Here is a 21126-nt window from a genome sequence, read left to right as displayed (position 1 = left end):
ACACTCAATTTTACCGTAAGCGCGCCCCGCCGTCCTGTTGCTTGAGGAAAGTCAGCGCCCGGAGACGGTGCTGGCGTCCTGTCCGAACAACACTTTCTTCGCTTCGTCGCTCATGGGCGGCTGGCTGGGGTTGATGCGCTCGGCGATTTCGTAGGCGCGCACGGTGGCCGGCCGCTGCTGGATGACGTCGAACCAGCGCTTGATGTTGGGGAAGTCGTCGAGGCTCTGGCGCTGGCGTTCGTGGGGCACGATCCACGGGTAGCAGGCCATGTCGGCGATGGTGTAGTCGTCGCCGGTGATGAAGGCGCGGTCGGCGAGGCGGCGGTCGAGCACGGCGTAGAGGCGGGCGGTTTCCTTCACGTAGCGGTCGATGGCGTAGGGCACCTGCTCGGGGGCGTACTGGGTGAAGTGGTGGTTCTGCCCGGCCATCGGGCCGAGGCCCGCCATCTGCCAGAACAGCCACTGCAGGGTGTCGACGCGCTGGCGCAGGTCGGTGGAGAGAAACTGGCCGGTCTTTTCGGCGAGGTAGAGCAGGATCGCGCCGGATTCGAAGATCGAGACGGGCTCGCCGCCATCGGCCGGGGTGTTGTCGACGATGGCGGGGATGCGGTTGTTCGGGGCGATGCGCAGGAAATCCGGCTGGAACTGCTCGCCCTTGCCGATGTTGATGGGGTGAAGCGTGTAGGGCAGGCCGGCTTCTTCGAGGAAGAGGGTGATCTTGTGGCCGTTGGGGGTGGTCCAGTAGTACAGGTCGATCATCGAGGGTGTCCTTCAGGCGGAGGGGCGGCGTTCGGCGGCTAGAACCCAGGCGGGGTCGAGGTCGCGGATCGGCACGCGGGGGTCGGCGGGGATGCGGCCGGCCAGTTGCAACTGCAGGTAACGCAGGCAGGAGACACGCAGGAAGGACGTGAAGTTCGTGCTTTCGTCGAGTCGGCCGCTGACGGTGAGTTCGTCGTAGAGCCGCCCGAGGAGCTGGGGCACGCTGAGGCCGTCGCGCTCGCCGATCTCGCCGAGCACCTGCCAGAACAGGTTCTCGAGGCGCAGGCTGGTGGCGACGCCATGCAGGCGGATCGAGCGGCTGCGGGTGGCGTAGAGCTCAGGGTCGGCGTTGATGAAGATCTGGCACATCGTTCGGGCTCAGGAAAGCGGGAAAACCCCGTCAGCTCATTGTAGGAGCTGGCGGGGATTTTTGTGCCGATGGGCAGATATCAGCTGATGCGGGTGCCGAGCACCGCCAGGAACTGGGCGATCCACGCCGGGTGGGCAGGCCAGGCGGGGGCGCTCACCAGATTGCCGTCGGTGATGGCCTGATCCACCGGGATGTTGGCGTAGGTGCCGCCGGCAAGCTCGACCTCGGCCCGGCAGGCCGGGTAGGCGGAACAGGTGCGGCCCTCGAGCACGCGGGCGCCGGCGAGGAGCTGGGCGCCGTGACAGATGGCGGCCACCGGCTTGTCGGCGGTGAAGAAGTGGCGCACCGCGGCGATCACTTCCGGGTACATGCGCAGGTATTCGGGGCCGCGGCCGCCGGGGATCACCAGGGCGTCGTAGTCTGCCGGGTCGATGTCGGCGAAGGTGGCGTTGAGGGTGAAGTTGTGGCCGCGCTTTTCGGTGTAGGTCTGGTCGCCCTCGAAATCGTGGATGGCGGTGGCGATGGTGTCGCCGGCCTTCTTGTCGGGGCAGACGGCATCGACCGTGTGGCCGACGGCCTGGAGCGCCTGGAAGGGCACCATGGTTTCGTAGTCTTCGCAGAAGTCGCCGCAGATCATCAGGATTTTCTTGGCCATGTCTTGCTCCGTTCGGGTGGATGGGAAACCGCGGAGAAAGTGTGGCCGCACGCCAGCCGGGGCGGGTGGTAGCCGGTTACCGCGCCAGGGTTTGCCAGCCGGGCGGCGGGTGCGCATCATGGGCGTTTTGGAGAGACAGACGATGACCGATTTCGTGATTCCTCCGCCGGCCCAGGCGGTGGTGCCGGTGGCGGGCAGTGCCAGGGTGTTTCCGGTGCGGCGGATTTACTGCGTGGGGCGCAACTATGCCGCCCACGCCCGCGAGATGGGTGCCGACCCGACCCGCGAGGCGCCGTTCTTCTTCTGCAAGCCGGCCGATGCGGTGGTGCCGGCGCTGCCGGATGCATCGCTGGCGCTGCCTTACCCGTCCCAGACGCGGGATTTTCATTACGAGGCGGAGCTGGTGGTGGCGATCGGCCAGGGCGGTGCCGACATCCCCGTGGATGCGGCGCTGGCGCACATCTGGGGTTACACCGTGGGGCTCGACATGACCCGCCGCGACCTGCAGGCGGCGCTCAAGTCGAAGGGCCATCCGTGGGAGGCCGCCAAGGCCTTCGACCGCTCGGCACCCATCGCGCCGCTGGTGCCGGTGGTGGATTGCGGCTATCCGCAGGCCGGGGCGATCTGGCTGACGGTGAACGGCCAGCGCCGCCAGCGGGGTGATCTGGCGGACATGATCTGGTCGGTGGCGGAGATCGTCGCGCGGCTTTCCACGCTCTTCCGGCTGGAGCCGGGTGATCTGATCTTCACCGGCACGCCCGAAGGCGTCGGCCCGGTGGTGTCGGGCGATGCGATCGAGGCCGGGGTGGAAGGCGTGGGGCGGCTGGCGCTGAAGATCGCCTGAGTGTCAGCCCAGGTCGCTGCGGTGGGCGTCGGCCCAGCAGTTGGGGGTTTCGTAGATGCGGACCTGCTCGAGGCGGACGTGGTTTTGATACACGCCGGTGTAGAGCGGGTCGAGGATGCGGAAAGCGGCGACGGCGAGGTTCTCGGCAGTGGGCACCACGTCGAGGAGCACCGTTTTATGGCCGGGGATGGCCTGGAGGAAGTTCACCACTGCGGTGTCGCCCCGGTAGGCGAGGAAGGCGTGATCCCACACGTCCACCACGTGCTGTTTGGCGATGGCCTTCACGTCGCCGAAATCCACCACCATGCCGTTGGCTGGCAGGCCGTCGGCGCGGATGATGTCGCCGGACAAGGTGATCTCCAGCGCGTAGCGGTGCCCGTGGAGGTGGCGGCACTGGCTGGCGTGATCGGGAATCCGGTGGCCGGCGTCGAATTCAAGGCGGCGCGTGATCTGCATGGATGCTCCGGGCGCAAGGCTCCGGGTAGGAAAAAAGGTCCCGTATTATACGCACCTCGTTTTTACAGCTGGACAGCGCCATGAAAACCCCCGGGCAGATGCTCACTGTCACCGATCACAACCGCAGTTTCAGCAGCCTGACCTACGTGTATCCGGTGGTGTCGCGCCGGGCCGGCGGCGTGTCGGTAGGTATCAACCTCAACCCGAACAATGCCTGCAACTGGCACTGCGCCTACTGTCAGGTGCCCGGGCTGGTCCGCGGCGCGGCGCCGGAGATCGACATGGCGCTGCTGGATGCGGAACTGCGCGGGTTTCTGGCGGAGCTGTGCAACGGGCGTTTCATGGAAGAGCACGTGCCGCCAGATGTGCGGGTGATCCGTGACATCGCCTTCTCGGGCAACGGCGAGCCCACCAGCAGCAAGGCCTTCGACGAGATCGTCGAACGGGTGATCGCGGCGCGGGACGAGGCCGGCCTCGCGGCGGTGCCGGTGCGGCTCATCACCAATGGAAGCCTGATTGACCGGCCCTATGTGCAGGCGGCGCTGAAGCGGCTGGCGTTGGCGGGGGGCGAAGTGTGGTTCAAGTTCGATGCGGGGACGGCGGACGACATCCAGCGCATCAACGGGATCGATGTGGACCCGCGGACCCATGCCCGGCGGCTGGCGCTGTGCATGTCGTTGTGCCCGACATGGGTACAGACGTGCGTGTTCGCCTGGGATGGCGTGCTGCCATCACAGGATCTGATCGGAAACTACCTGGCGATGCTGGAATACGCCCTGCAGCAGGCGCGCAAAAACGACCCGTCAGCGGGGCTGAAGGGCGTGCTGCTGTACGGCGTCGCGCGACCGTCGTATCAGCCGGAGGCCGTGCACCTGCAGCGCCTCACGCCGGAAGAGCTTGATGCGATCGCCAGCCAGATACGTGACAGGCTGCAAGGGAAAGGGCTGACCGTGACGGTCAGCCCTTGAGTACTGCTACGCCGGCTGCTCAGTGCGAAACGCGTTCCTTGCGCTTGGCACGGGCTTCCTTCTTCAGGGTCTTGAAGAGCTCGGGGTTGGTGGCCTTCAGGTACTCGACCACTTCGACGTCGTCCTTCTTGATCTTGGTGATATCGACCTGTTCGATGTGCACCAGACGGAGCAGCGCCTGAACCGGACGGGGGATGTTGCGGCCGCTCTCGTAGCGCGAACCGCCACTCTGGGTCACGCCGATCTTGGACCAGAACTGGGACTGGTTCATGCCCAGCTTGCGGCGGATTTCACGGACATCAACTTTTTCGGTGGTTTTCATCTCTTTGTTCCTCAAGGGTTTGACTCTGTTCGTTATTAACAACGGTTTCGCTGTTGTCTGCTATAACTTTCGTTATATGTCGGAAAGTATAGATCACTACTCGCAACACATACAACGGTATATTTGGATGGGTTAGGGTTTACCACACGAATTCTTTGTGACGAGATGCACACCCGCCCCCGGGTAGTAGCCGGCACTGCGTCAAAGCTGCAAGAGTTCGCGTTATCCGCTAAGATCACGCGCTTTCCACATCCTCATCTTCTTAGAAGTCAAGATGGCGCTCATAGTTCAGAAATATGGCGGCACTTCCGTCGGCAACCCCGAACGGATCAAGAACGTGGCCAAGCGGGTCGCGAAGTTCCATGCCCAGGGGCACAAGATGGTGATCGTCCTGTCCGCGATGAGCGGCGAGACCAACCGTCTGATCGCACTGGCCAAGGAAGTCAGCGCTAACCCCAGCCCCCGTGAACTCGACGTGGTGATCTCCACCGGCGAGCAGGTCACGATTGGTCTGCTGTGCATGGCCCTCGAAGAAATCGGCATCAAGGCCCGCAGTTACACCGGCGGCCAGGTGCGTATCCTAACCGATAGTTCGTTCACCAAGGCACGCATTCTGGATATCGACGGCGACAACATCCGCCGCGATCTCGATGCGGGCGCCGTGGTGGTCGTGGCCGGATTCCAGGGTGTCGATGAGGTCGGGAACATCACCACGCTTGGTCGTGGCGGTTCCGACACCACCGGTGTGGCGCTTGCCGCCGCGATCCAGGCCGATGAGTGCCAGATCTACACCGACGTGGATGGTGTCTACACCACCGATCCCCGCGTCGTGCCGGAAGCACGCAAGCTGGACACCATCACCTTCGAAGAGATGCTGGAAATGGCCAGCCTCGGTTCCAAGGTGCTGCAGATCCGCTCGGTGGAATTTGCCGGCAAGTACAAAGTCAAGCTGCGGGTTCTCTCCTCGTTCCAGGAGGAAGGCGAGGGCACCCTGATTACCGTTGAGGAAGACAAGAACATGGAACAGCCGATCATCTCCGGCATTGCTTTCAACCGTGACGAAGCCAAGATCACCGTGCTGGGTGTTCCCGACAAGCCGGGCATCGCCTATCAGATCCTCGGCCCGGTGGCGGATGCCAACGTCGATGTGGACATGATCATCCAGAACGTCGGCCACGATGGCACCACCGACTTCTCCTTCACGGTGAATCGCCCGGACTACGACAAGGCGATGAAGATCCTCGAAGGCGTGCAGACCCACATCGGCGCCCGCGAGATCAAGGGCGACCGCACGATGGCCAAGGTGTCCATCGTTGGCGTCGGCATGCGCTCCCACCCGGGCGTTGCATCGCGCATGTTCCGTACCCTGGCGGAAGAGGGCATCAATCTTCAGATGATCTCCACCTCCGAAATCAAGATTTCCGTCGCCATCGACGAGAAGTACCTCGAGCTGGCCGTCCGCGTGCTGCATCGCGCATTCGGCCTCGATCAGGCCACTTCTTGATTTGACAGACAGTCCGCTCTTACCTATAATGGCGGGCTGTTGCGGAGAGTTGGCCGAGAGGTCGAAGGCACTCCCCTGCTAAGGGAGCATGCGAGCTAAAACTTGCATCGAGGGTTCGAATCCCTCACTCTCCGCCACAAACTACGAAGAAGCCCTTGAGCAATCAAGGGCTTTTTTGTTGTCCACTTGGGTACGAACAGGTCGTTGCTGATGGGAGCGTTGTTGGCCTGCAGTATCTGATTGCGGGAGTCAAGAAAATCGCCTGTCTCATTGACTGGCGATTTTTCGTTCACCGTGGCCTTGGTTTGCCGACCAGGGAGTCCCGATCCAGGTCAGCTCCGGCGTTTCCAGATGTGTCGGGCAAGGCACTCTGGGAGGGTCGGATGTGCCTGTTTTCATCCAGTCGGGAAGCGCGCTCAGGAAGGGCCGGAGGGCTGCGTCCTCGACGAGGATGTGATGGATCAGGCGGTCTTCGAGGAGGACGCACAGTTCGCTGCACGTTACGGACTGGGTGTCGATCCGGGCAATGCACGAAATGAGGCTGTCAGTGAATTTTGCGTGGTTGCGGGCGTGGTTTTCCAGTGCCGGATAGTTCAGTCTGGCCAGGAGGCGCTCTTCGCAGGAGAAGTGGTGGGCGACGAACGCGGCAAAATCAAGGAGCAGGTGCTTGATGTCGGCGTCGGCCAGGCGGGTATCGGCGTCGATCTTCAGGCAGGCTCTGGTGGCGAGAAGGATCAGCTGCCTGTGTTGGGAGTCGAGCGCGGGGTCGCCAATGCTAAAGTCGTCTTCCCAGGTGGTCATGTGCGTACCGCCGTTACCCGAGCCCGTCTGCTTGAGCCGGTGGGGATTCGTGTCTCATGGATATAGGCTTTTATCCTACGCGGCTCGCATGGTTATTCCTGTCAAAACCTTGCGGGCTGCCTTGAGGCGCGGAGAGCGGTGGTCGCGGGCGCTTGAGCCCCGGGTGATCAGTGGATCTCGAGGGGAATGAGGAGTTGATAGCCTTTTCCGCGGATGGCCCGGATCAGCGGGAAGTCGAGATCGGGCTGGAGGGGCGCCAGTTTGCGCCGCAGGCGGCTGATGGCAACTTCGAGGTAATTTTTTTCCAGTTCGGTGGCCTTGTCGTTGCACAGCAGCATGAGCTGGCTGGAGTCGACGGTCCGGTCGATGCTGGCGGCCAGGGCGCAGAGGATGGCGCTTTCGAGCGGAGAGAGGGTGCTGCATGTGCCGCAGGGGCTGGTGATCGTGCAGGATTGCCTGGCGAGGCGCCAGACCGGCTTGGGCTCGGGATGCAGCCGGCGCTGGAGGCTGCGGAGCGCGGCGACCAGTTCTTCGCCGGAGATGGGTTTGCTGAGGTAGATGTCGGCGCCGGAGTCGTAGCCGCTGATCCGGTCGGCGGGAAGTTTTCGTCCGGTGAGGATGATCAGCCCCATGCCTGGATAGGCCTGCCGGAGCCGGCGCGAGATGGACAGGCCGTCCTCGCCGGGGAGATTGAGGTCGATGATGGCGATGTCGGGTGGACGGCCGCGATCCAGCAGCCAGTCGTCCAGGGCGAGCCCGCAATTCACGCCGCTGGTCTGGTAGCCGTGAAGGTTCAGGAAGTGGGTGAGCTCTTCCCGCAGGATGCCGTAGTCCTCGACGATGATGATTTCGTGAGTCATGGCTTGGCGGGCGGCGTGGCGGGAAGGTGGAGGCTGAGTTCGACGGTTGCATCTCCGACGATCCGGTAGCCGACGTCGCCATCCTGGACGCGGGCGAGGGTGCGGACGAGATACAGGCCGAGGCCGGTGCCCGTGTGCATGTGGGCTTCGGGGCCGCGATAGTAGCGAAGGAACACCTGTTCGGGGTCGGGCAGGCCGGCGGGGTTGGCGAGGTTGCGGATCTGGAGGGTGGTCTGGGGATGGCCGGCGTCGTCGGCGGTGGTCTGGGCTTCAACCTGGATGCGGGAACCCGGCAGTGAATACTTCAGGGCGTTGTCGAGCAGGTTTTCGAGCATGATCGAGAGCAGTTGACGGTCGGCCCACATCCGGCTCTCGGCGGGAATCGCGATGTCGAGGCGGTCTGCACCGCTCTTGAGGCGTGGCCTGATCGCGTCGATCACCTCGGAGAGTGTGCAGTCTTCGCAAAGGACGGGTTGGTCGTCCCGGTCCAGGCGATCAAGCTGGATGCAGCGTTCGATCACCCCGCGCATTGCGTCGCTCGCCATCTGGATGGAGTCGAGGCGCCGGAGCACTTCGGGCGGCTGGTTGGTCAGCTGATGGCGGAGGGAGCTGCCGGACATGCTGACGACGGACAGCGCGGCGCGAAGTTCGTGGGTCAGCATGTCCATGAACTGGCTCTGGAGCAGCAGGCGTTCGCGTTCGCGCGCCTCGCTCTTGTTCAGCAGCTGGTCGTCGGCTTCCTTCATCAGGAGCAGGAAGGCGAGTGTGCCGATCAGCAGGAAGCTGAACTGGACGACGAAGGTGATCGACTGGACATGAGTCGTATTGAGCAGCCCGGCGCCGGTGCTTGCCGAATGGGCAACCCGCAGCAGCATGACGGGGACAAAGATCAGAAACAGGATGCCGGTGAGTTTCTGGACCCGCGAGGTGCTCCGGTCGCGGAGCAGTGTGACCCCGCCGGTTGCGTAGATGGTGGCGACGACCGAGCCCGAGATGGTTACAAGGGCGCCGGGGGTTGTGCCGAGCGCCCATAGCAGAAAGCAGCCCGCCAGCACCTGAATGGCAAGCAGCGCATTGACCGGCGTGCGGATTCGCCAAGGGATCACCAGTACCCCGACTTCCAGTGCGAAGCCGGCCATGATCAGCGGGTTGCCGACGTGGGCGGAAAGCACGAGCGGGATGGTTCCGCGTAGGCAGATCAGGGTCCAGCCTGTGGCTTGCAGCAGCTTGCTCAGGATGAATAGCCTTACCGGCCCCCGGCTGCTTGCCCGTTTTTCGTAGGCAAGCACCATCGCCATCGCCAGCAGGTTGCCGATGATGAGCAGTTGAAGGACGGTCAGGAGGTGCAGCGGGGTCACGGGCGGGAGTGTAAAACAGGGACGGCCCCGGCACGGACGAACTTTACGTTTCCTGCACGCAGCGTCCGGTGCCCGGATGGGAATGATCAGCGGGCTGCCGGATCACGGAAGCGATGCATGAAGATGCCTGTTCTTCTGCGGAATGGATCAGATTGTCCGCCGCAGGTAGGGCAGGCGGCTGATCGCGACGGAGGCGGCAAGGGCGGCGAGGAAGGCGACAGCCGCCACTGCGGGGATGGCCATCGCCGGGTTGTAATCCAGCGGGCCGAAACCGATGCGCTGCAGCACTTCAATCGCGAGGGGGTGAAGCAGATAGACGCCCATTGTCAGGCCGGATAGCTGGCGTGTGTGCCTGCCGGCGAGGGGCTGGCTGCGGGACTTGAGCAGGTAGAGGCAGCTTGCCGCCATCGGAATGACGGTGAGGCTGAGGTAGTCGTAGAAGTACAGCCCGGTCTGGAGGCCGGCGCGGGTTGCCAGCGCGTGGCAGCCGACGGCGGTGAGGAGGCCCGAGGCCACGAGGGTGCTCCACAGCAGGGCCGGGGACCGGGTGCGCGGGTCGGTGGCGATCAGGTGACCGAGGAGGAAGTACGGCACATACGACAGGAACCACGCGGGAAAGAAGGTGCTGCTCCGGGGCGAGAGGCGGGCGTCGATGGCATTGAGGGCCGCGAGGACGAAAGCAAGTGCAACCAGCCACGTCAGCTGCTTCCGCGTTGTTCTGGCGACGATCTGGCGGAGAACGGGTGTGACGAGGTAGAGCGGCACCAGCATGTAGAGGAACCACAGGTGGTAGTAGGGCTCGCCGATGGAGATGCGATGAAGCAGGGCGGCTGCGCCCGGCGGATTGCCCTTCAGGCTGCCCTTGATGAACACCCACAGCAGATAGAAGGCCGACCAGAACAGCAGGGGCACAACGACGCGGGCGGCGCGCTTGCGGTAGAAGGTGCCGGCGCCCTCGGTCTTGCCGGGAGCGAGGAGCAGGGCGCCGCTGATCATCACGAAGACCGGTACGCACCAGCGGCTGAAGGCGTTGATCAGGTTGCCGGCCCACCAGTCGGTGGAACCGAAGGGGGTATCCACCACCGGACTGACGGCTGCGTGCAGGACGACCACCGCGAGGATGGCGATGATCCGCGAATTGTCGAGCCAGACCATGCTGGTATCCGGGTTGATTGTGGCGTTTCAGCCCGCCGAGGCATCGGCGTGGCGGCTGAAGTGTGAATTCGGGTGAAGCCGGGCAGGCGTGATTGTAGGCACCACACGCATGGTGGTGGGCAGGTTTATGTTGTGTGAATTGTGACGTGTGTCGCTTAATGAAAGTCGCGGCTGCGGGTGTTGAGGCGGCCGAGCATGGGTGAGCGGTCGACAACCCGCTTGGCGTGCAGGTGTACGACGTTGCCCTGGCGGGCGATCTGGCCGTAGATGCCGATCAGGCTGGCGCCCAACAGGATGCGACGCTCTGCTTCGAGGAGCTCGGGACGGACGATCACATTGACCCAGCCGGTTTCGTCTTCAAGGGTGACGAACATCGTGCCCTTGGCGGTGCCTGGACGCTGGCGGCAGGTGACGATGCCGGCGCAGCGGGCGAGCTTGCGGTCGGGGCAGTCGGCGATTTCGGCGGCGCTGAGGAAGCGCTCGGCGCTGAGCATGCCGCGCAGGAAGGATAGCGGATGTCGCCCCAGGCTGAAGCCGAGCCGGGCGTAGTCGGCGACGATGTCGTGGGTTTCGGCTGGCGGTGGCAGGGCGGGCGGCGCATCGGCAATCGGGGCTTCGTGGAGTACCCCGGGGGCGGCCTGGCTTCCTGCGGCGGCCCACCAGGCCTGGCGGCGATGACCGGCGAGGCTTGCCAGTGCGCCGGCGGAGGCGAGGGTGCGCAGGTCGGCCGTGGCGAGCCGGGCCCGGCGGGCGAGTTCGTCCACCGAGGCAAAAGGCCCGCCCGCCCTGGCGTTGACGATGCGTCTGGCTGCGTCGGGCCCGAAGCCTTTAACCAACCTCAGCCCGAGCCGGGCGGCGGGCTGGGCGGCGTCGGTGGCGGAGGGTTCGAGGGTGCATTCCCAGTGGCTGGCCTGCACATCGACGGGGCGGACCTCTACCCCATGCCGGCGGGCGTCCTGGATGAGTTGCGAGGGGCCGTAGAAGCCCATCGGCTGGCTGTTGAGCAGGCCGCACAGGAAGGCGGCGGGATGAAAACGCTTGCTCCAGGCCGACACATAAACCAGCAGCGCAAAGCTGGCGGCGTGGGATTCGGGAAAGCCGTAGCTGCCGAAGCCCTGGATCTGGCGGCACAGGGCGTCGGCAAAATCGCGGCTGTAGCCGCGGGCCAGCATGCCGGCGGTGAGCTTGTCCTGGTAGCTCAGCAGATCGCCCTTGCGGCCCCAGGCGCCCATGGCGCGGCGGAGCTGGTCGGCCTCGCCGGCGGTGAAGCCGGCGGCCACCATGGCCAGTTGCATCACCTGCTCCTGAAAGATCGGCACGCCGTGGGTGCGTTCGAGCACGGGCTTGATCTCGGGCCTGGGGTAGTCGATGGGTTGAAGGCGGGCGATCTTTTCGCGGGCCGCGAGATAGGGATGGACCATGCCGCCCTGGATGGGGCCGGGCCGGACGATGGCGACTTCGACCACCAGATCGTAGTAACAGCGGGGCCGCAGGCGGGGCAGCATGCTCATCTGGGCGCGGGATTCCACCTGGAACACGCCCATCGCGTCGGCTTCGCACAGCATGTCGTAGACGGCTTTCTCTTCGCGGGGGATGTCGGGTACGCCGAAGGGCCGGCCCAGCCACTGGCCGATGAGCTGCAGGCTGCGCCGGATGGCCGACAGCATGCCGAGGGCGAGCACGTCCACCTTGAGGAGGCCCAGGGCTTCCAGGTCGTCCTTGTCCCACTGGATGACGGTGCGATCTGCCATGGCGGCGTTCTCGACCGGCACGAGCTCGGCCAGTGGCCCGCGAGAGATCACGAAGCCGCCCACGTGCTGGGAGAGATGCCGGGGAAAGCCGACGAGCTGGTTGGCGAGATCAAGGAGGAGCTGCACCCGCGGGCTGGACGGGTCGAGGCCGGCTTCGAGGATGCGTTCGGGGGCCACTTGGCTTCCGTCCCACCAGGCTAGGCGGCGGGAGAGCTGGTCGAGCTGGCCCAGATCGAAGCCCAGCACCCGGCCCACGTCGCGCAGGGCACTCCGGGGGCGGTAGCGGATCACCGTGGCGGCAAGGGCGGCCCGGTCGCGGCCGTACTTGCGGTAGATGTACTGGATGACCTCCTCGCGCCGGTCGTGCTCGAAATCCACGTCGATGTCGGGCGGCTCGTTGCGCTCGCGGGAGATGAAGCGCTCGAAGAGCAGGGTGGCCTGATGGGGATCGACCTCGGTGACGCCGAGGGCGTAGCACACCACCGAGTTGGCTGCCGAGCCGCGCCCCTGGCAGAGGATGCCCTGGCTGCGGGCGAAGCGGACGATGTCTTCGACGGTGAGGAAGAAGGCTTCGTAGCGGAGCTCCGCGATCAGGGCGAGTTCGGCTTCGGCCTGGGTGCGGACCCGGGGCGGGACTTGATCCTCGCCGTTGGGCCCTGGCGGGTAGCGCCGCGCAAGCCCTTGGCGGACGAGTTCGCGCAGGTGGGAGATGGGCGTGGCGCCGGGCGGGACGATCTCTTCGGGGTATTCGTAGCGCAGGGAGGCCGGCGAAAAGCTGCACCGGCCGGCGATGACGAGGGTTTCGGCCAGCCATGCCGGGGGATGGCGACGGGCCAGGGTGGCAACGGGCTGGAGCCGCCGCTCGGCGTTGGCGGCGAGGCGGTAGCCGGCCTCTTCGAGGGTGACCCGGTGGCGCAGGGCGGTGAGCACGTCGGCCAGACGCCGGCGGCTGGCGTCGTGCATGAGCGGGGCGCCGGTGGCGACGACCGGGATGCCGGCGGTGGCTGCGGCGTCGGCGATCCAGGCCCGCCGGGCGGCATCGTCGGGCCCGAGGAAGAGGGGGGCGGCGAGCCAGGCATCACCGGGAAAACGCGCCGCGAGCCAGCGGGCATCGTCGGCGAGGGCCAGGCCAGGTCGGGTGTCGTCCGGCGGCACCAGCAGGGCGAGGCAGCCGGGCAGGCCGGGGTCGAGATCGGCCCGGGTGAGGTGGTAGCTGCCTTTGTCGGCCGCCCGCCGGCCACGGGTGACGAGGCTGGAGAGCTGCCCGTAGGCTGCCCGGTCGGTGGCGAGGAGGACGAGATCGGGCCCGTCGGCAAGGCGGATGAAAGTGCCGATGATCAGCCGAAGACTGCCCGGTGGGTGAGCCTGCAACGCAACCCAGGCCCGCACGATGCCGGCCATCGAGCATTCGTCCGTCACTGCCAGAGCGGCATAACCCAGAGAAATCGCACGGTCGACCATTTCTTTGGGGTGAGATGCGCCTGTCAGAAAACTAAAATTTGTGTGGCAGAACAGCTCGGCGAAGGGCTCAGGCGCGATGGGTTGCATGAGGTTGACTGTAAAAAAATACAGTCTTTGCGTCAAGCACCGTGCAGCGCCTTTCATCACCGACTGCCGGCATTTCATTCCAGGCAGGATTTTCAAGGAGGCGCTACCCATGAATCGTGTTGTCCGCACCTGCATCGCTGCAGCCCTTGTCGCCGTACAGACCGTGCCCGTGGTCCGGGCGGCTGAGGGCGGCGCCCTCGAGATCAAGGCTGAAGACCTTGCCGCCCTGAAGAAGTACCCGAAGGTGGCCCTCGTCGGGTACGGGATCGAACAGCAGACTTTCCTGGTCAAGATGTCGTCGAGCTGGGGAAGCACCTCATCCAGCACGGCTGAAGTGACGCTTAATGGTGTCTCGTCCGCTGCGATGCAGGCCGCGACGGACCGTCTCTACGCCGATCTGGTCCGCAAGCTCGTCGCCGCCGGGCTCGAGGTGGTGAAGCTGGAAGACCTGCGCAGTGATCCCCTGTATGTGGATCTGAAGGGCGACAAGCCGCTGTCCTCACCCTTCGAGACGAGTTTCGTCTTTGACAAGTCGAAGGGCTTCAAGAACAGCAAGGCCCTGGTGTTCTCCCCGACCGGTCTGCCATGGCACATCCCCTCGGCCAACGAGGAGGCCGCGCGGTTTGGTGCTGGCGACAAGATGTCGGCCAACCTCTCCCGGGCGTTCTCGGGCAAGAAGCCGGTGGCCGACGTGGAGGAGGAGCTTGCCAAGAGCCGTGGCATCACCCTGCTTAAGGCCTACTACGTGGTGGGTTTTGGCAAGGCTGGCGGGCGTGTTTCGGAGATGACGTCCTTCAACTACGCGACCAACCGGAGCGAGAAGACGATTTCCAGCGCCGCCAACGCTGCGGCCGAGCTCTACCTGGACAAGACCGACACCCGTCTGGCCTTGCGGGTACCGGGTGAGACGTCGATGTTCCGGCTGCGCAACAACAACTCGCCGGCTGCGGATGGCAGTGGCTTTGTGCGGCTCGACAAGAAGCTGAGTGCCGGCGCCGACTTCGCCATTGATGAGCCCAAGAACACGAACTCCACCGAAACCACAGTGGGCAACGCCGTGTCGGCGACGCTCGCGGTCGTGGGCAGCCTTGCCGGCATCCGTGGGGTCGGTAGCGCGAGCACCCAGGAATTTACGGTGACGGCCGATGAAAAGCGCTACATCGATACCGTCGAAGCCATGATCCAGACGGTGCAGTCGAAGTTCGTGGACAGGCTGAAGGCAGCGGCGAACTGATTCAGCCGCCGGCTTGCCGGCTGCGGTGCGCTGCAAAAGCCAGCAGGCCAAGGCCGATGAGACTGGAGAGATCGAGCGCGCCGCCGCCACCGCCGCCAGACTTGGGTGCGGCATCCAGCACGCTGAGGGTGACATCCTGGACGCCGGTGCGCCCGGCGCTGTCGGTGACGGCGAGCCGCAGAAGGTAGTCACCGGCGACCGGCGCGGTGAAGGTGGTGCTGGGGGTGTCGGACCCAAAACTGCCGCTGGCCGGCCCGGCGAGCTGGCTCCAGTGCCAGCTCACCAGGCTTGCGCCCGCCGCGGCACTGCTGCTGCCGGAGCCCAGGCTGAGGGTGGTGTTCTTGACCGGCGAATCGGGCAGGCTGATGACCACGGTGGGATTGAGCGCGTTGCCGTCGAGGGCGGCGGCGACGGCTGCTGCGGTGTTCAGCATGCCGGTGCCGCAGGTGGCGGTGGTGCAGTTGCACTGGCCGTCGGTGGTGACGGTGGGGCAGGGTGGGAGGCTGTTGTCAGTCGGGAACGGGTTGGACGTGAGTTTGATGCGGCGGGCGAGTTCGGCTTCGCCGAGGGCCGGGTTGGCGGCTAGCATCAGGGCGGCGGAGCCGGACACCAGCGGCACGGCAAAACTGGTACCGATGGTCACGGCGTTGATCCCGGTGTAGCCGTTGGTGGTGGGAACGGTGGTGCCGAGGTTGATGGTGTTGATGAAGGGATACAGGCAGGGCTGGCCGGTGCCCACGTTCACGCAGTTGCCAGCCGGAGCGCTGATGCCGACCTGACTGCCGTAGCTGGAGTAGCCGACCTTGGTGCCGGCATGGCGGATGCCGGCCACGGCGAGCACGCCGGCGCAGTTGGCGGGTTCTTCGACGGCGCCGGTCTCGTTGCCCGCCGCAGCGACGATCAGCACGCCGGCGGCGCGGATCTCGGCGATGGCGTCGGCGTAGGCGGCGCTGCAGCTGCCGCTGCCGGCGAGGCTCAGGTTGATGACCCTGGCGGGGTTGGGGTTGGCGGGCACGCCGGAAACCGAAAGGCCGGCGGCCCAGCGCATGCCGGCGATGATGTCCGAGTCGTAGCCGCCGCACTTGCCCAGGGCCCGCACCGGCAGGATGCGCGTGGCGCCGCCGATACCGGCGATGCCGCGGCTGTTGTTGGTTTCGGCGCCGACGATGCCGGCCACCTGGGTGCCATGCCACGAGCTGGCGTGGGTGCTGGTGGGGTTGCCGCACAGGGTGCGCAGGGCGGTGTTGGCCAGATCGGCCGACGAGAGGTAGTCGCCGGGATCGTTGGCGTCGGCGTCGCGGCCGGTGTCGCTGTCGCCCGAGAGCAGATCGCTGGCGATGAAGTCGTAGCCGGGCAGGAGCTTGGCGGCGAGGTCTTCGTGGTCAAAGCGCACGCCGGTATCCACCACGGCCACCACCACGCTGGCCGAGCCCGGGGTCAGGTTCCAGGCGTTCTGGGCGCCGGTGGCGGCGGGTTGGGTGCTGCTGGCGGCCTGCAGATACCACTGGTGGCTGAGCAGGGGGTCGTTGGGCAGGGCGCGGATGGTCTTGATGCGGTCGGGCACCGCGTAGGCCACGTCGGATTCCTGGGCCAGCCGGGCGGCGAGGGCTTCGGAGCTGATGCCGCTGGCGCGCATCACTTGGGTGTCGGGCGTGGGCTGGTTGATCAGCTGGGCGGCGATGCCGATCCGCTGGCCGAGGGTCTGGACGCGTCCGGCGGCCTGGATCTGCTTGAGGGGCGAGGCGCTCTTCAGCTTGACGATCACGCGGGCTTCGGGCGTTTCGGCTGCCTTGGCCGGCACGGCGTTCAGGGCGGCGAGGGCGAGGAGGGCTGCGCCCAGGGTGAGCGTGGCTTTCATCGGGAATCCTTTATCCGGTCGGGTTCCAGGTAGCGGACGGCAGGGTGCGCCCGGAGGGCTGCGATGGCCTTGTCGCAGGCCGGGTCGGCGGGCGGGCAGTCAAGCCGGTAGGCCGCGCTGCGGGGCGAGATCGCGGCCACGAAGCTGACCGCCACCTGGCTGGTCTGCGCGAGGCTCGCCAGGGTGGCGGGGGCGGTGGTGTCGGTGGTTTCAGCGAAACCGATGATCACCTGACGCGGGCTGGCGATGCCCGGCACGGGGGCTGCGCAGGCCGTGGCGGTGGCGCACAGGGCCATCCACACAAGGCGTCTCACTGCGGGCCTCACCGGCCTGGCCCCCGGGCGGGATCAGCGACGGGGCGGGCCGGGGCGGCGTTTGGCCGGTTCGGCCGGGGCGACGGGCTTGCTGTATTGCTTGAACACGCGCTTGGCGTCCTGCTCGGCGCGCAGCTGGGTGCAGATGGAGGGATCGTCGTCATGCCCGCTGAAATAGCCGTCGGCCTGGGCGCGCATGACCAGCTTGATGGCTGCGTCTTCGCTGAGGCCGAAGCGTTCAAAGATGAGGGTGGTGACTTCGTCCAGGTGTTCTTCGTACGTCATTGTCGATCCGGGGTGGATTTGCGCCGTGCGCGAAGTCGCAAGGATAATGGCTTTTCAATCCTTCTTCCTGTCCGGCTTTGTTCCGCGAGGTTTTTCCCATGAGCACGTCGCCCGTTCTTTCCGCCCTTTACCGCTATCCCGTCAAGTCGATGCGGGGGCAGCAGCTCGATGCCAGTCTGGTCGGGCCGCAGGGCCTGCCTGTCGATCGGAGCTGGATGGTCGCCGATCCGAACGGGAAGTTCGTGACCGGCCGCACCTATCCGCAACTGGTGCTGGTGGGGGCTGAGCCGTCGGACGATGGCGTGACGCTCTCGGCGCCTGGCCGGGCCGATCTGTTCGTGCCCAACGGCGCGTTTGACACGCCGATCGAGAGCACCGTGTGGGGTGACCAGTTTCAGGCCTGGCAGGGTGCCGCCGAGGCGGACGCGTGGCTGTCGGCGTTTCTCGGCTCGCCGGTGCGGTTCTTGTGGACCGGCGCCGAGACGGCTCGCCGTGTGAAGGTGGACCCGGCCGTGCCCCTGTCGTTTGCAGATGGCTATCCGCTTCTGCTGATCGGCCAGTCGTCCCTTGATGATCTGTCGGCCCGCATCGGAAAACCGGTGTCCATGTCGAGGTTCCGTCCCAACCTGGTGGTGGCCGGTGCCGAGGCTTTTGCCGAGGACGGATGGAAGCGCATCCGCATCGGTGATGTGGTGTTCCGGATCGAGAAGCCCTGCGAGCGTTGTGTGTTCACCACGGTGGACCCGGAGACCGGCAGCAAGAGCCTGAATCAGGAGCCGCTGCGCACCCTGGCCACCTACCGCAGGACGCCGGCGGGGGTGATTTTCGGCCAGAACGTGATCGCCGAAAATAGCGGCGAATTGGTGCCCGGAATGTCCATAAGCATTCTCGAATAAAGCACAAAATACCGTTGCGGCAGTGCAACAAATTGCTGAAAAGTGGCGCTGATACTTGATCTTCGTCAATAGACCGTGAGTTTTGGGTTTTGAAAGTTATTGCCTAAAAAATGTAAGCAGATAATTCGCCGGGTTCGTTGCTTAAGGAGTCGACGTGTTCGGCAAGCTCAAGAAAAAAATATGGAGTGCGGCGGTGTTGCTCGCTTTTCTCGCAGCACCGGCCGCCTTCGCCGAAGATCCCCCCCCGACACCCGAAGAGCTGGTCAAGATCCGTGCGGCCAATGACGCGTGTCTGACCTGTCACTCCGAAGCGGGGCTCAAGAAGCCGCCCAAGGAAGGGCTGGATCTCAAGAAGCTCCGCAACCATCTGGTCGACCTGGGTACCTACACCACATCCGACCACGGCCAGATGGCCTGTTCCAAGTGCCACGGCGACGGCTACGACGACCACCCCCACGCCCCCAAGGCGAGGGAAGATCTGGCCGAGTGCCAGGACTGCCATGCCCGCAAGGCCATGCGCATCGAACGCCAGTTCGACAAGTCGGTGCACGCCGAGAACCTTAGTGACAAGTTCACCTGCGCCACCTGCCACGACCCCCACGTGATGACCCTGGCGGCCAATCTGCGTGATCCCCACAAGATCGTGGCCCAGGACAACAAGATCTGCCTCGACTGCCACGATTCCGACATCGCCTTTGCCAAGATGGCGCCGGAAAAGAAAAAGCGTCCGGCCATCGACGACATCCACAGCTGGCTGCCCAACACCCGTCTGCACTGGAAGGCCGTGCGCTGCATTGAATGCCACACGCCCACCGAGGACAAGCTGTCCCTGTCCCACGAAATCCAGAACAAGGAGAAGGCCGAGAAGAAGTGCGCCACCTGTCACAGCGCCAACAGCTCGCTCAATGCGCGCCTCTACCGGCACCTGGCGAAGGAAGAGCAAAACAAGTACGGCTTCCTCAACAGCGTGATGCTGAGCAGTTCCTACGTGGTGGGTGCGACGCGCAATCCCACCCTCGACATGATCCTGATCGGCCTGTTTGTGGCGACGGTGGTGGGCGTGATCGGTCACGGCATCGTGCGCGCCCTGATGAACAGCCTGCGCCGGAGGAAGAACCATGACTAACCGCGTTTTCATGCTGCCCCTGTGGATCCGCCTGTGGCACTGGAGCAACGCGCTGGCGATCATCGTGCTGTCGATCACCGGCATCAGCCTGCACTTCTCCGATCCCAACCTGCCGCTGGTGGAGTTCTCGCTGGCCGCGCGCATCCACAACGTGGCCGGCGTGTGCCTGGCGGTGCTGTGGGTGGTGTTCGTGATCGGCAACATCGTCACCGGCAACTGGTGGCAGTACATCCCCAAGCCCCCCGGCATCCTCGGGCGCTGCATCACCCAGATGAAGTACTACGGCGGCGGCATCTTCAAGGGCGAGCCGGAGCCTTTCCCGCCCACGCCGGAGGTCAATTTCAACGCGCTGCAGGCGATCACCTACTGGTCGATCATGTATCTGGTGCTGCCGATGGTGATCGCGACGGGGTTGGTGTTCCTGTATCCCCAGTTTGCGCCCGACACCCTCTTCGGTCTCGATGGCCTGCTCCCCGTTGCCTTGCTGCATTACCTCGGGGCGGCGGTCATCCTGCTTTTCATGGTGAGCCACATTTACCTGGGCACCATGGGGCCGAAGGTGTCCAGCCTGTTCAAGATGATGATCACGGGCTGGTACGAGCATTGAGCTTCCCGAACAAACCAACAAGTCATCCTCAAGGAGAAACCAAGATGAAGTTCCGCACCTTTGCCGCCTCGCTCTCCGGCCTCTGCGCGGCAGGCCTGTTTCTGTCCGCCGATGCCCTCGCATTCGATGCCGATGCCGCCCAGGCGCTGGCCAAGAAAGAAGGCTGTACCAAGTGTCACGCCGTCGACAAGAAGAAGGAAGCCAAGTCCCTCACCGAGATTTCCAAGTCGCTGAAGGGCAAGTCCGACGCCGAAGCCAAGCTGCTCCATCACCTTACCTCGGCTGAGATGGTCAAGTTCGAGGACGGCAAGGAGGAAGAGCACAAGGTCCTCAAGACCAAGGACAAGGCCGAAATCAAGAATCTGACCGACTGGATCCTGTCCCTCGGCAAGTAGGTGTTACGGAAGGGCGTGCTTGCTCGCGCCCTTTCACGCAACAGCAGTATCAGGGAGATCAAAAATGAAGTTCTTGCGACAGTTGTTTGCCTCGTGCGTCCTGCTCGGGGCGCTGGCCGGAGCCACGGGTGCCGTGGCGGCCGATGCTGCACCGGCAGCGACCAAGGCTCCGGCCAAGGATCTGGTTCTGAAGGGCGACGCCAAGTGCACGTCGTGCCACGATGAATCGGACGAACCGAAGCTCCTGCATATTGGCAAGACCAAGCACGGCACCGTTGCCGACGGGCGCGCGCCGAGTTGCACCAACTGTCACGGCGAGAGCGATCTCCACACCAACAATCCGGCCAAGCTTAAGGAGCGCCCGCCCACCGACCGCAGCTTTGCCAAGGGCAGCAAGACGCCGGTGGCGGCCCGCAACGAATCCTGCATTTCCTGTCACCGCAAGGATTCGAAGCGTTCCCACTGGGAAGGCAGCGCCCACGAGCGCGCCGACGTGGCCTGCACCTCCTGCCACCAGCTTCACACCGCCAAGGACAAGGTGGCCGACAAGCGCACCCAGCCCGAGGTGTGCTTCACCTGCCACAAGGAACAGCGCGTTCAGGTCAGCAAGCCGTCGCACCACCCGGTGCTCGAAGGCAAGGTGGCGTGTTCCGACTGCCACAATGCCCACGGCTCCGTCGGGCCCAAGCTCGTCAAGCGCGATAGCGTCGTCGACACCTGCTACACCTGCCACATGGAAAAGCGCGGCCCCTTCGTGCATAGCCACGAGCCCGTGAATGAGGATTGCGGCAACTGCCACAACCCCCACGGCACCGTCGCCGAGAGCATGCTGAAGGCGCGTCCGCCTTTCCTGTGCCACCAGTGCCATACCCCGCACGGCGGCCAGCTTGCCCAGTTGCGCGGCCAGCTGCCGCTCCAGCCGACCGCCACTTCCAGCGGCAAGTCCGGCATCAACTACACGCAGGCGCGCGGTTGCCTGAACTGCCACACCCAGATCCACGGCAGCAACAACCCCAGCGCAACCAATCCGACTCCGCAGTTCAACCTGCGCTGAGATCAC

Annotated in this window: 22 protein-coding genes and 1 tRNA gene; 10 read left to right on the top strand and 13 right to left on the bottom strand. The window is 65.0% G+C overall.

What is annotated here, in order from left to right:
- Nucleotides 1-51: 51 nt before the first annotated feature.
- From QQK25_RS03340 to QQK25_RS03330, 3 genes are all read right to left on the bottom strand, one after another.
- Nucleotides 52-759 (bottom strand): glutathione binding-like protein, encoded by a 708-nt coding sequence (locus tag QQK25_RS03340; protein ID WP_284186666.1) that lies wholly within the window; start codon nucleotides 757-759, stop codon nucleotides 52-54.
- 12 nt (nucleotides 760-771) lie between these two features.
- Entirely contained in the window at nucleotides 772-1128 is a 357-nt protein-coding gene (locus QQK25_RS03335) for a ribbon-helix-helix domain-containing protein (RefSeq protein WP_284186665.1), read from the bottom strand.
- An 80-nt stretch (nucleotides 1129-1208) separates the two neighbouring features.
- Nucleotides 1209-1784: a DJ-1/PfpI family protein gene (locus tag QQK25_RS03330; RefSeq protein ID WP_284186664.1), complete on the bottom strand. Its 576-nt coding sequence runs from the start codon at nucleotides 1782-1784 to the stop codon at nucleotides 1209-1211.
- Nucleotides 1785-1926: 142 nt separating this feature from the next.
- Here QQK25_RS03330 and QQK25_RS03325 point away from each other — a divergent pair, with 142 nt between their 5' ends.
- The gene (locus QQK25_RS03325; protein WP_284186663.1) at nucleotides 1927-2628 is read left to right on the top strand and encodes a fumarylacetoacetate hydrolase family protein; all 702 of its coding nucleotides are present in this window, start codon (nucleotides 1927-1929) and stop codon (nucleotides 2626-2628) included.
- Between the two features lie 3 nt (nucleotides 2629-2631).
- Here the strand turns inward: QQK25_RS03325 and queD are convergent, their stop codons facing one another.
- Nucleotides 2632-3084 (bottom strand): 6-carboxytetrahydropterin synthase QueD, encoded by a 453-nt coding sequence (queD, locus tag QQK25_RS03320; RefSeq protein WP_153163471.1) that lies wholly within the window; start codon nucleotides 3082-3084, stop codon nucleotides 2632-2634.
- An 80-nt stretch (nucleotides 3085-3164) separates the two neighbouring features.
- Here queD and QQK25_RS03315 point away from each other — a divergent pair, with 80 nt between their 5' ends.
- Complete coding sequence (locus QQK25_RS03315; protein ID WP_284186662.1) at nucleotides 3165-4052, top strand: radical SAM protein; 888 nt, start codon at nucleotides 3165-3167, stop codon at nucleotides 4050-4052.
- Between the two features lie 19 nt (nucleotides 4053-4071).
- Here QQK25_RS03315 and QQK25_RS03310 read toward each other — a convergent pair whose 3' ends face one another.
- The gene (locus QQK25_RS03310; protein WP_153163469.1) at nucleotides 4072-4374 is read right to left on the bottom strand and encodes a helix-turn-helix domain-containing protein; all 303 of its coding nucleotides are present in this window, start codon (nucleotides 4372-4374) and stop codon (nucleotides 4072-4074) included.
- A gap of 274 nt (nucleotides 4375-4648) precedes the next feature.
- On the opposite strand from QQK25_RS03310, the gene QQK25_RS03305 reads away from it, so the two are divergent.
- Together QQK25_RS03305 and QQK25_RS03300 are read left to right on the top strand one after the other, a co-directional pair.
- Nucleotides 4649-5878, top strand: a complete 1230-nt coding sequence (locus tag QQK25_RS03305; protein ID WP_284186661.1) for an aspartate kinase — start codon at nucleotides 4649-4651, stop codon at nucleotides 5876-5878.
- 43 nt (nucleotides 5879-5921) lie between these two features.
- A tRNA-Ser gene (locus QQK25_RS03300) sits at nucleotides 5922-6015 on the top strand.
- Between the two features lie 130 nt (nucleotides 6016-6145).
- Here QQK25_RS03300 and QQK25_RS03295 read toward each other — a convergent pair.
- The 5 genes from QQK25_RS03295 to QQK25_RS03275 all read right to left on the bottom strand — a co-directional run bounded on the left by QQK25_RS03295 (nucleotide 6146) and on the right by QQK25_RS03275 (nucleotide 13351).
- Nucleotides 6146-6679, bottom strand: a complete 534-nt coding sequence (locus QQK25_RS03295) for a bacteriohemerythrin (RefSeq protein WP_284186660.1) — start codon at nucleotides 6677-6679, stop codon at nucleotides 6146-6148.
- Between the two features lie 167 nt (nucleotides 6680-6846).
- A complete protein-coding gene (locus QQK25_RS03290) occupies nucleotides 6847-7539 on the bottom strand; it encodes a response regulator transcription factor (RefSeq protein WP_284186659.1) in 693 nt (230 codons plus the stop codon).
- A complete protein-coding gene (locus QQK25_RS03285; protein WP_284186658.1) occupies nucleotides 7536-8897 on the bottom strand; it encodes a sensor histidine kinase in 1362 nt (453 codons plus the stop codon). The genes QQK25_RS03290 and QQK25_RS03285 overlap by 4 nt, the downstream gene beginning before the upstream one ends.
- A gap of 147 nt (nucleotides 8898-9044) precedes the next feature.
- Nucleotides 9045-10052 (bottom strand): acyltransferase, encoded by a 1008-nt coding sequence (locus QQK25_RS03280; RefSeq protein WP_284186657.1) that lies wholly within the window; start codon nucleotides 10050-10052, stop codon nucleotides 9045-9047.
- A 155-nt stretch (nucleotides 10053-10207) separates the two neighbouring features.
- Nucleotides 10208-13351: an error-prone DNA polymerase gene (locus tag QQK25_RS03275; protein ID WP_284186656.1), complete on the bottom strand. Its 3144-nt coding sequence runs from the start codon at nucleotides 13349-13351 to the stop codon at nucleotides 10208-10210.
- 109 nt (nucleotides 13352-13460) lie between these two features.
- Here QQK25_RS03275 and QQK25_RS03270 point away from each other — a divergent pair, with 109 nt between their 5' ends.
- On the top strand, nucleotides 13461-14585 hold the full coding sequence (locus QQK25_RS03270; RefSeq protein WP_284186655.1) for a hypothetical protein: 1125 nt from the start codon (nucleotides 13461-13463) through the stop codon (nucleotides 14583-14585).
- Nucleotide 14586: 1 nt separating this feature from the next.
- Here QQK25_RS03270 and QQK25_RS03265 read toward each other — a convergent pair whose 3' ends face one another.
- The 3 genes from QQK25_RS03265 to QQK25_RS03255 are packed head-to-tail and all read right to left on the bottom strand — an operon-like array spanning nucleotide 14587 to nucleotide 17042.
- Entirely contained in the window at nucleotides 14587-16443 is a 1857-nt protein-coding gene (locus QQK25_RS03265) for a S8 family peptidase (RefSeq protein WP_284186654.1), read from the bottom strand.
- Nucleotides 16440-16757 carry a S8 family serine peptidase gene (locus QQK25_RS03260; RefSeq protein ID WP_284186653.1) on the bottom strand — a complete coding sequence of 106 codons (318 nt, stop codon included), beginning with the start codon at nucleotides 16755-16757 and terminating at the stop codon, nucleotides 16440-16442. The genes QQK25_RS03265 and QQK25_RS03260 overlap by 4 nt, the downstream gene beginning before the upstream one ends.
- A gap of 33 nt (nucleotides 16758-16790) precedes the next feature.
- Nucleotides 16791-17042, bottom strand: coding sequence for a hypothetical protein (locus QQK25_RS03255; protein ID WP_284186652.1), 252 nt, complete (start codon nucleotides 17040-17042; stop codon nucleotides 16791-16793).
- 98 nt (nucleotides 17043-17140) lie between these two features.
- Here QQK25_RS03255 and QQK25_RS03250 point away from each other — a divergent pair, with 98 nt between their 5' ends.
- From QQK25_RS03250 to QQK25_RS03230, 5 genes are all read left to right on the top strand, one after another.
- A complete protein-coding gene (locus QQK25_RS03250; protein ID WP_284186651.1) occupies nucleotides 17141-17938 on the top strand; it encodes an MOSC domain-containing protein in 798 nt (265 codons plus the stop codon).
- A gap of 193 nt (nucleotides 17939-18131) precedes the next feature.
- Nucleotides 18132-19064, top strand: a complete 933-nt coding sequence (locus QQK25_RS03245) for a cytochrome c3 family protein (protein WP_284186650.1) — start codon at nucleotides 18132-18134, stop codon at nucleotides 19062-19064.
- Entirely contained in the window at nucleotides 19057-19671 is a 615-nt protein-coding gene (locus tag QQK25_RS03240) for a cytochrome b/b6 domain-containing protein (protein ID WP_284186649.1), read from the top strand. The genes QQK25_RS03245 and QQK25_RS03240 overlap by 8 nt, the downstream gene beginning before the upstream one ends.
- Nucleotides 19672-19715: 44 nt before the next feature.
- Nucleotides 19716-20066: a c-type cytochrome gene (locus QQK25_RS03235; protein ID WP_284186648.1), complete on the top strand. Its 351-nt coding sequence runs from the start codon at nucleotides 19716-19718 to the stop codon at nucleotides 20064-20066.
- A gap of 64 nt (nucleotides 20067-20130) precedes the next feature.
- Complete coding sequence (locus tag QQK25_RS03230; protein ID WP_284186647.1) at nucleotides 20131-21120, top strand: DmsE family decaheme c-type cytochrome; 990 nt, start codon at nucleotides 20131-20133, stop codon at nucleotides 21118-21120.
- Nucleotides 21121-21126 lie beyond the last annotated feature (6 nt).

This window comes from Zoogloea oryzae (genome assembly GCF_030161255.1).
Lineage (GTDB): Bacteria > Pseudomonadota > Gammaproteobacteria > Burkholderiales > Rhodocyclaceae > Zoogloea > Zoogloea oryzae.
This window is presented reverse-complemented; position numbering and strand designations above follow the sequence as displayed.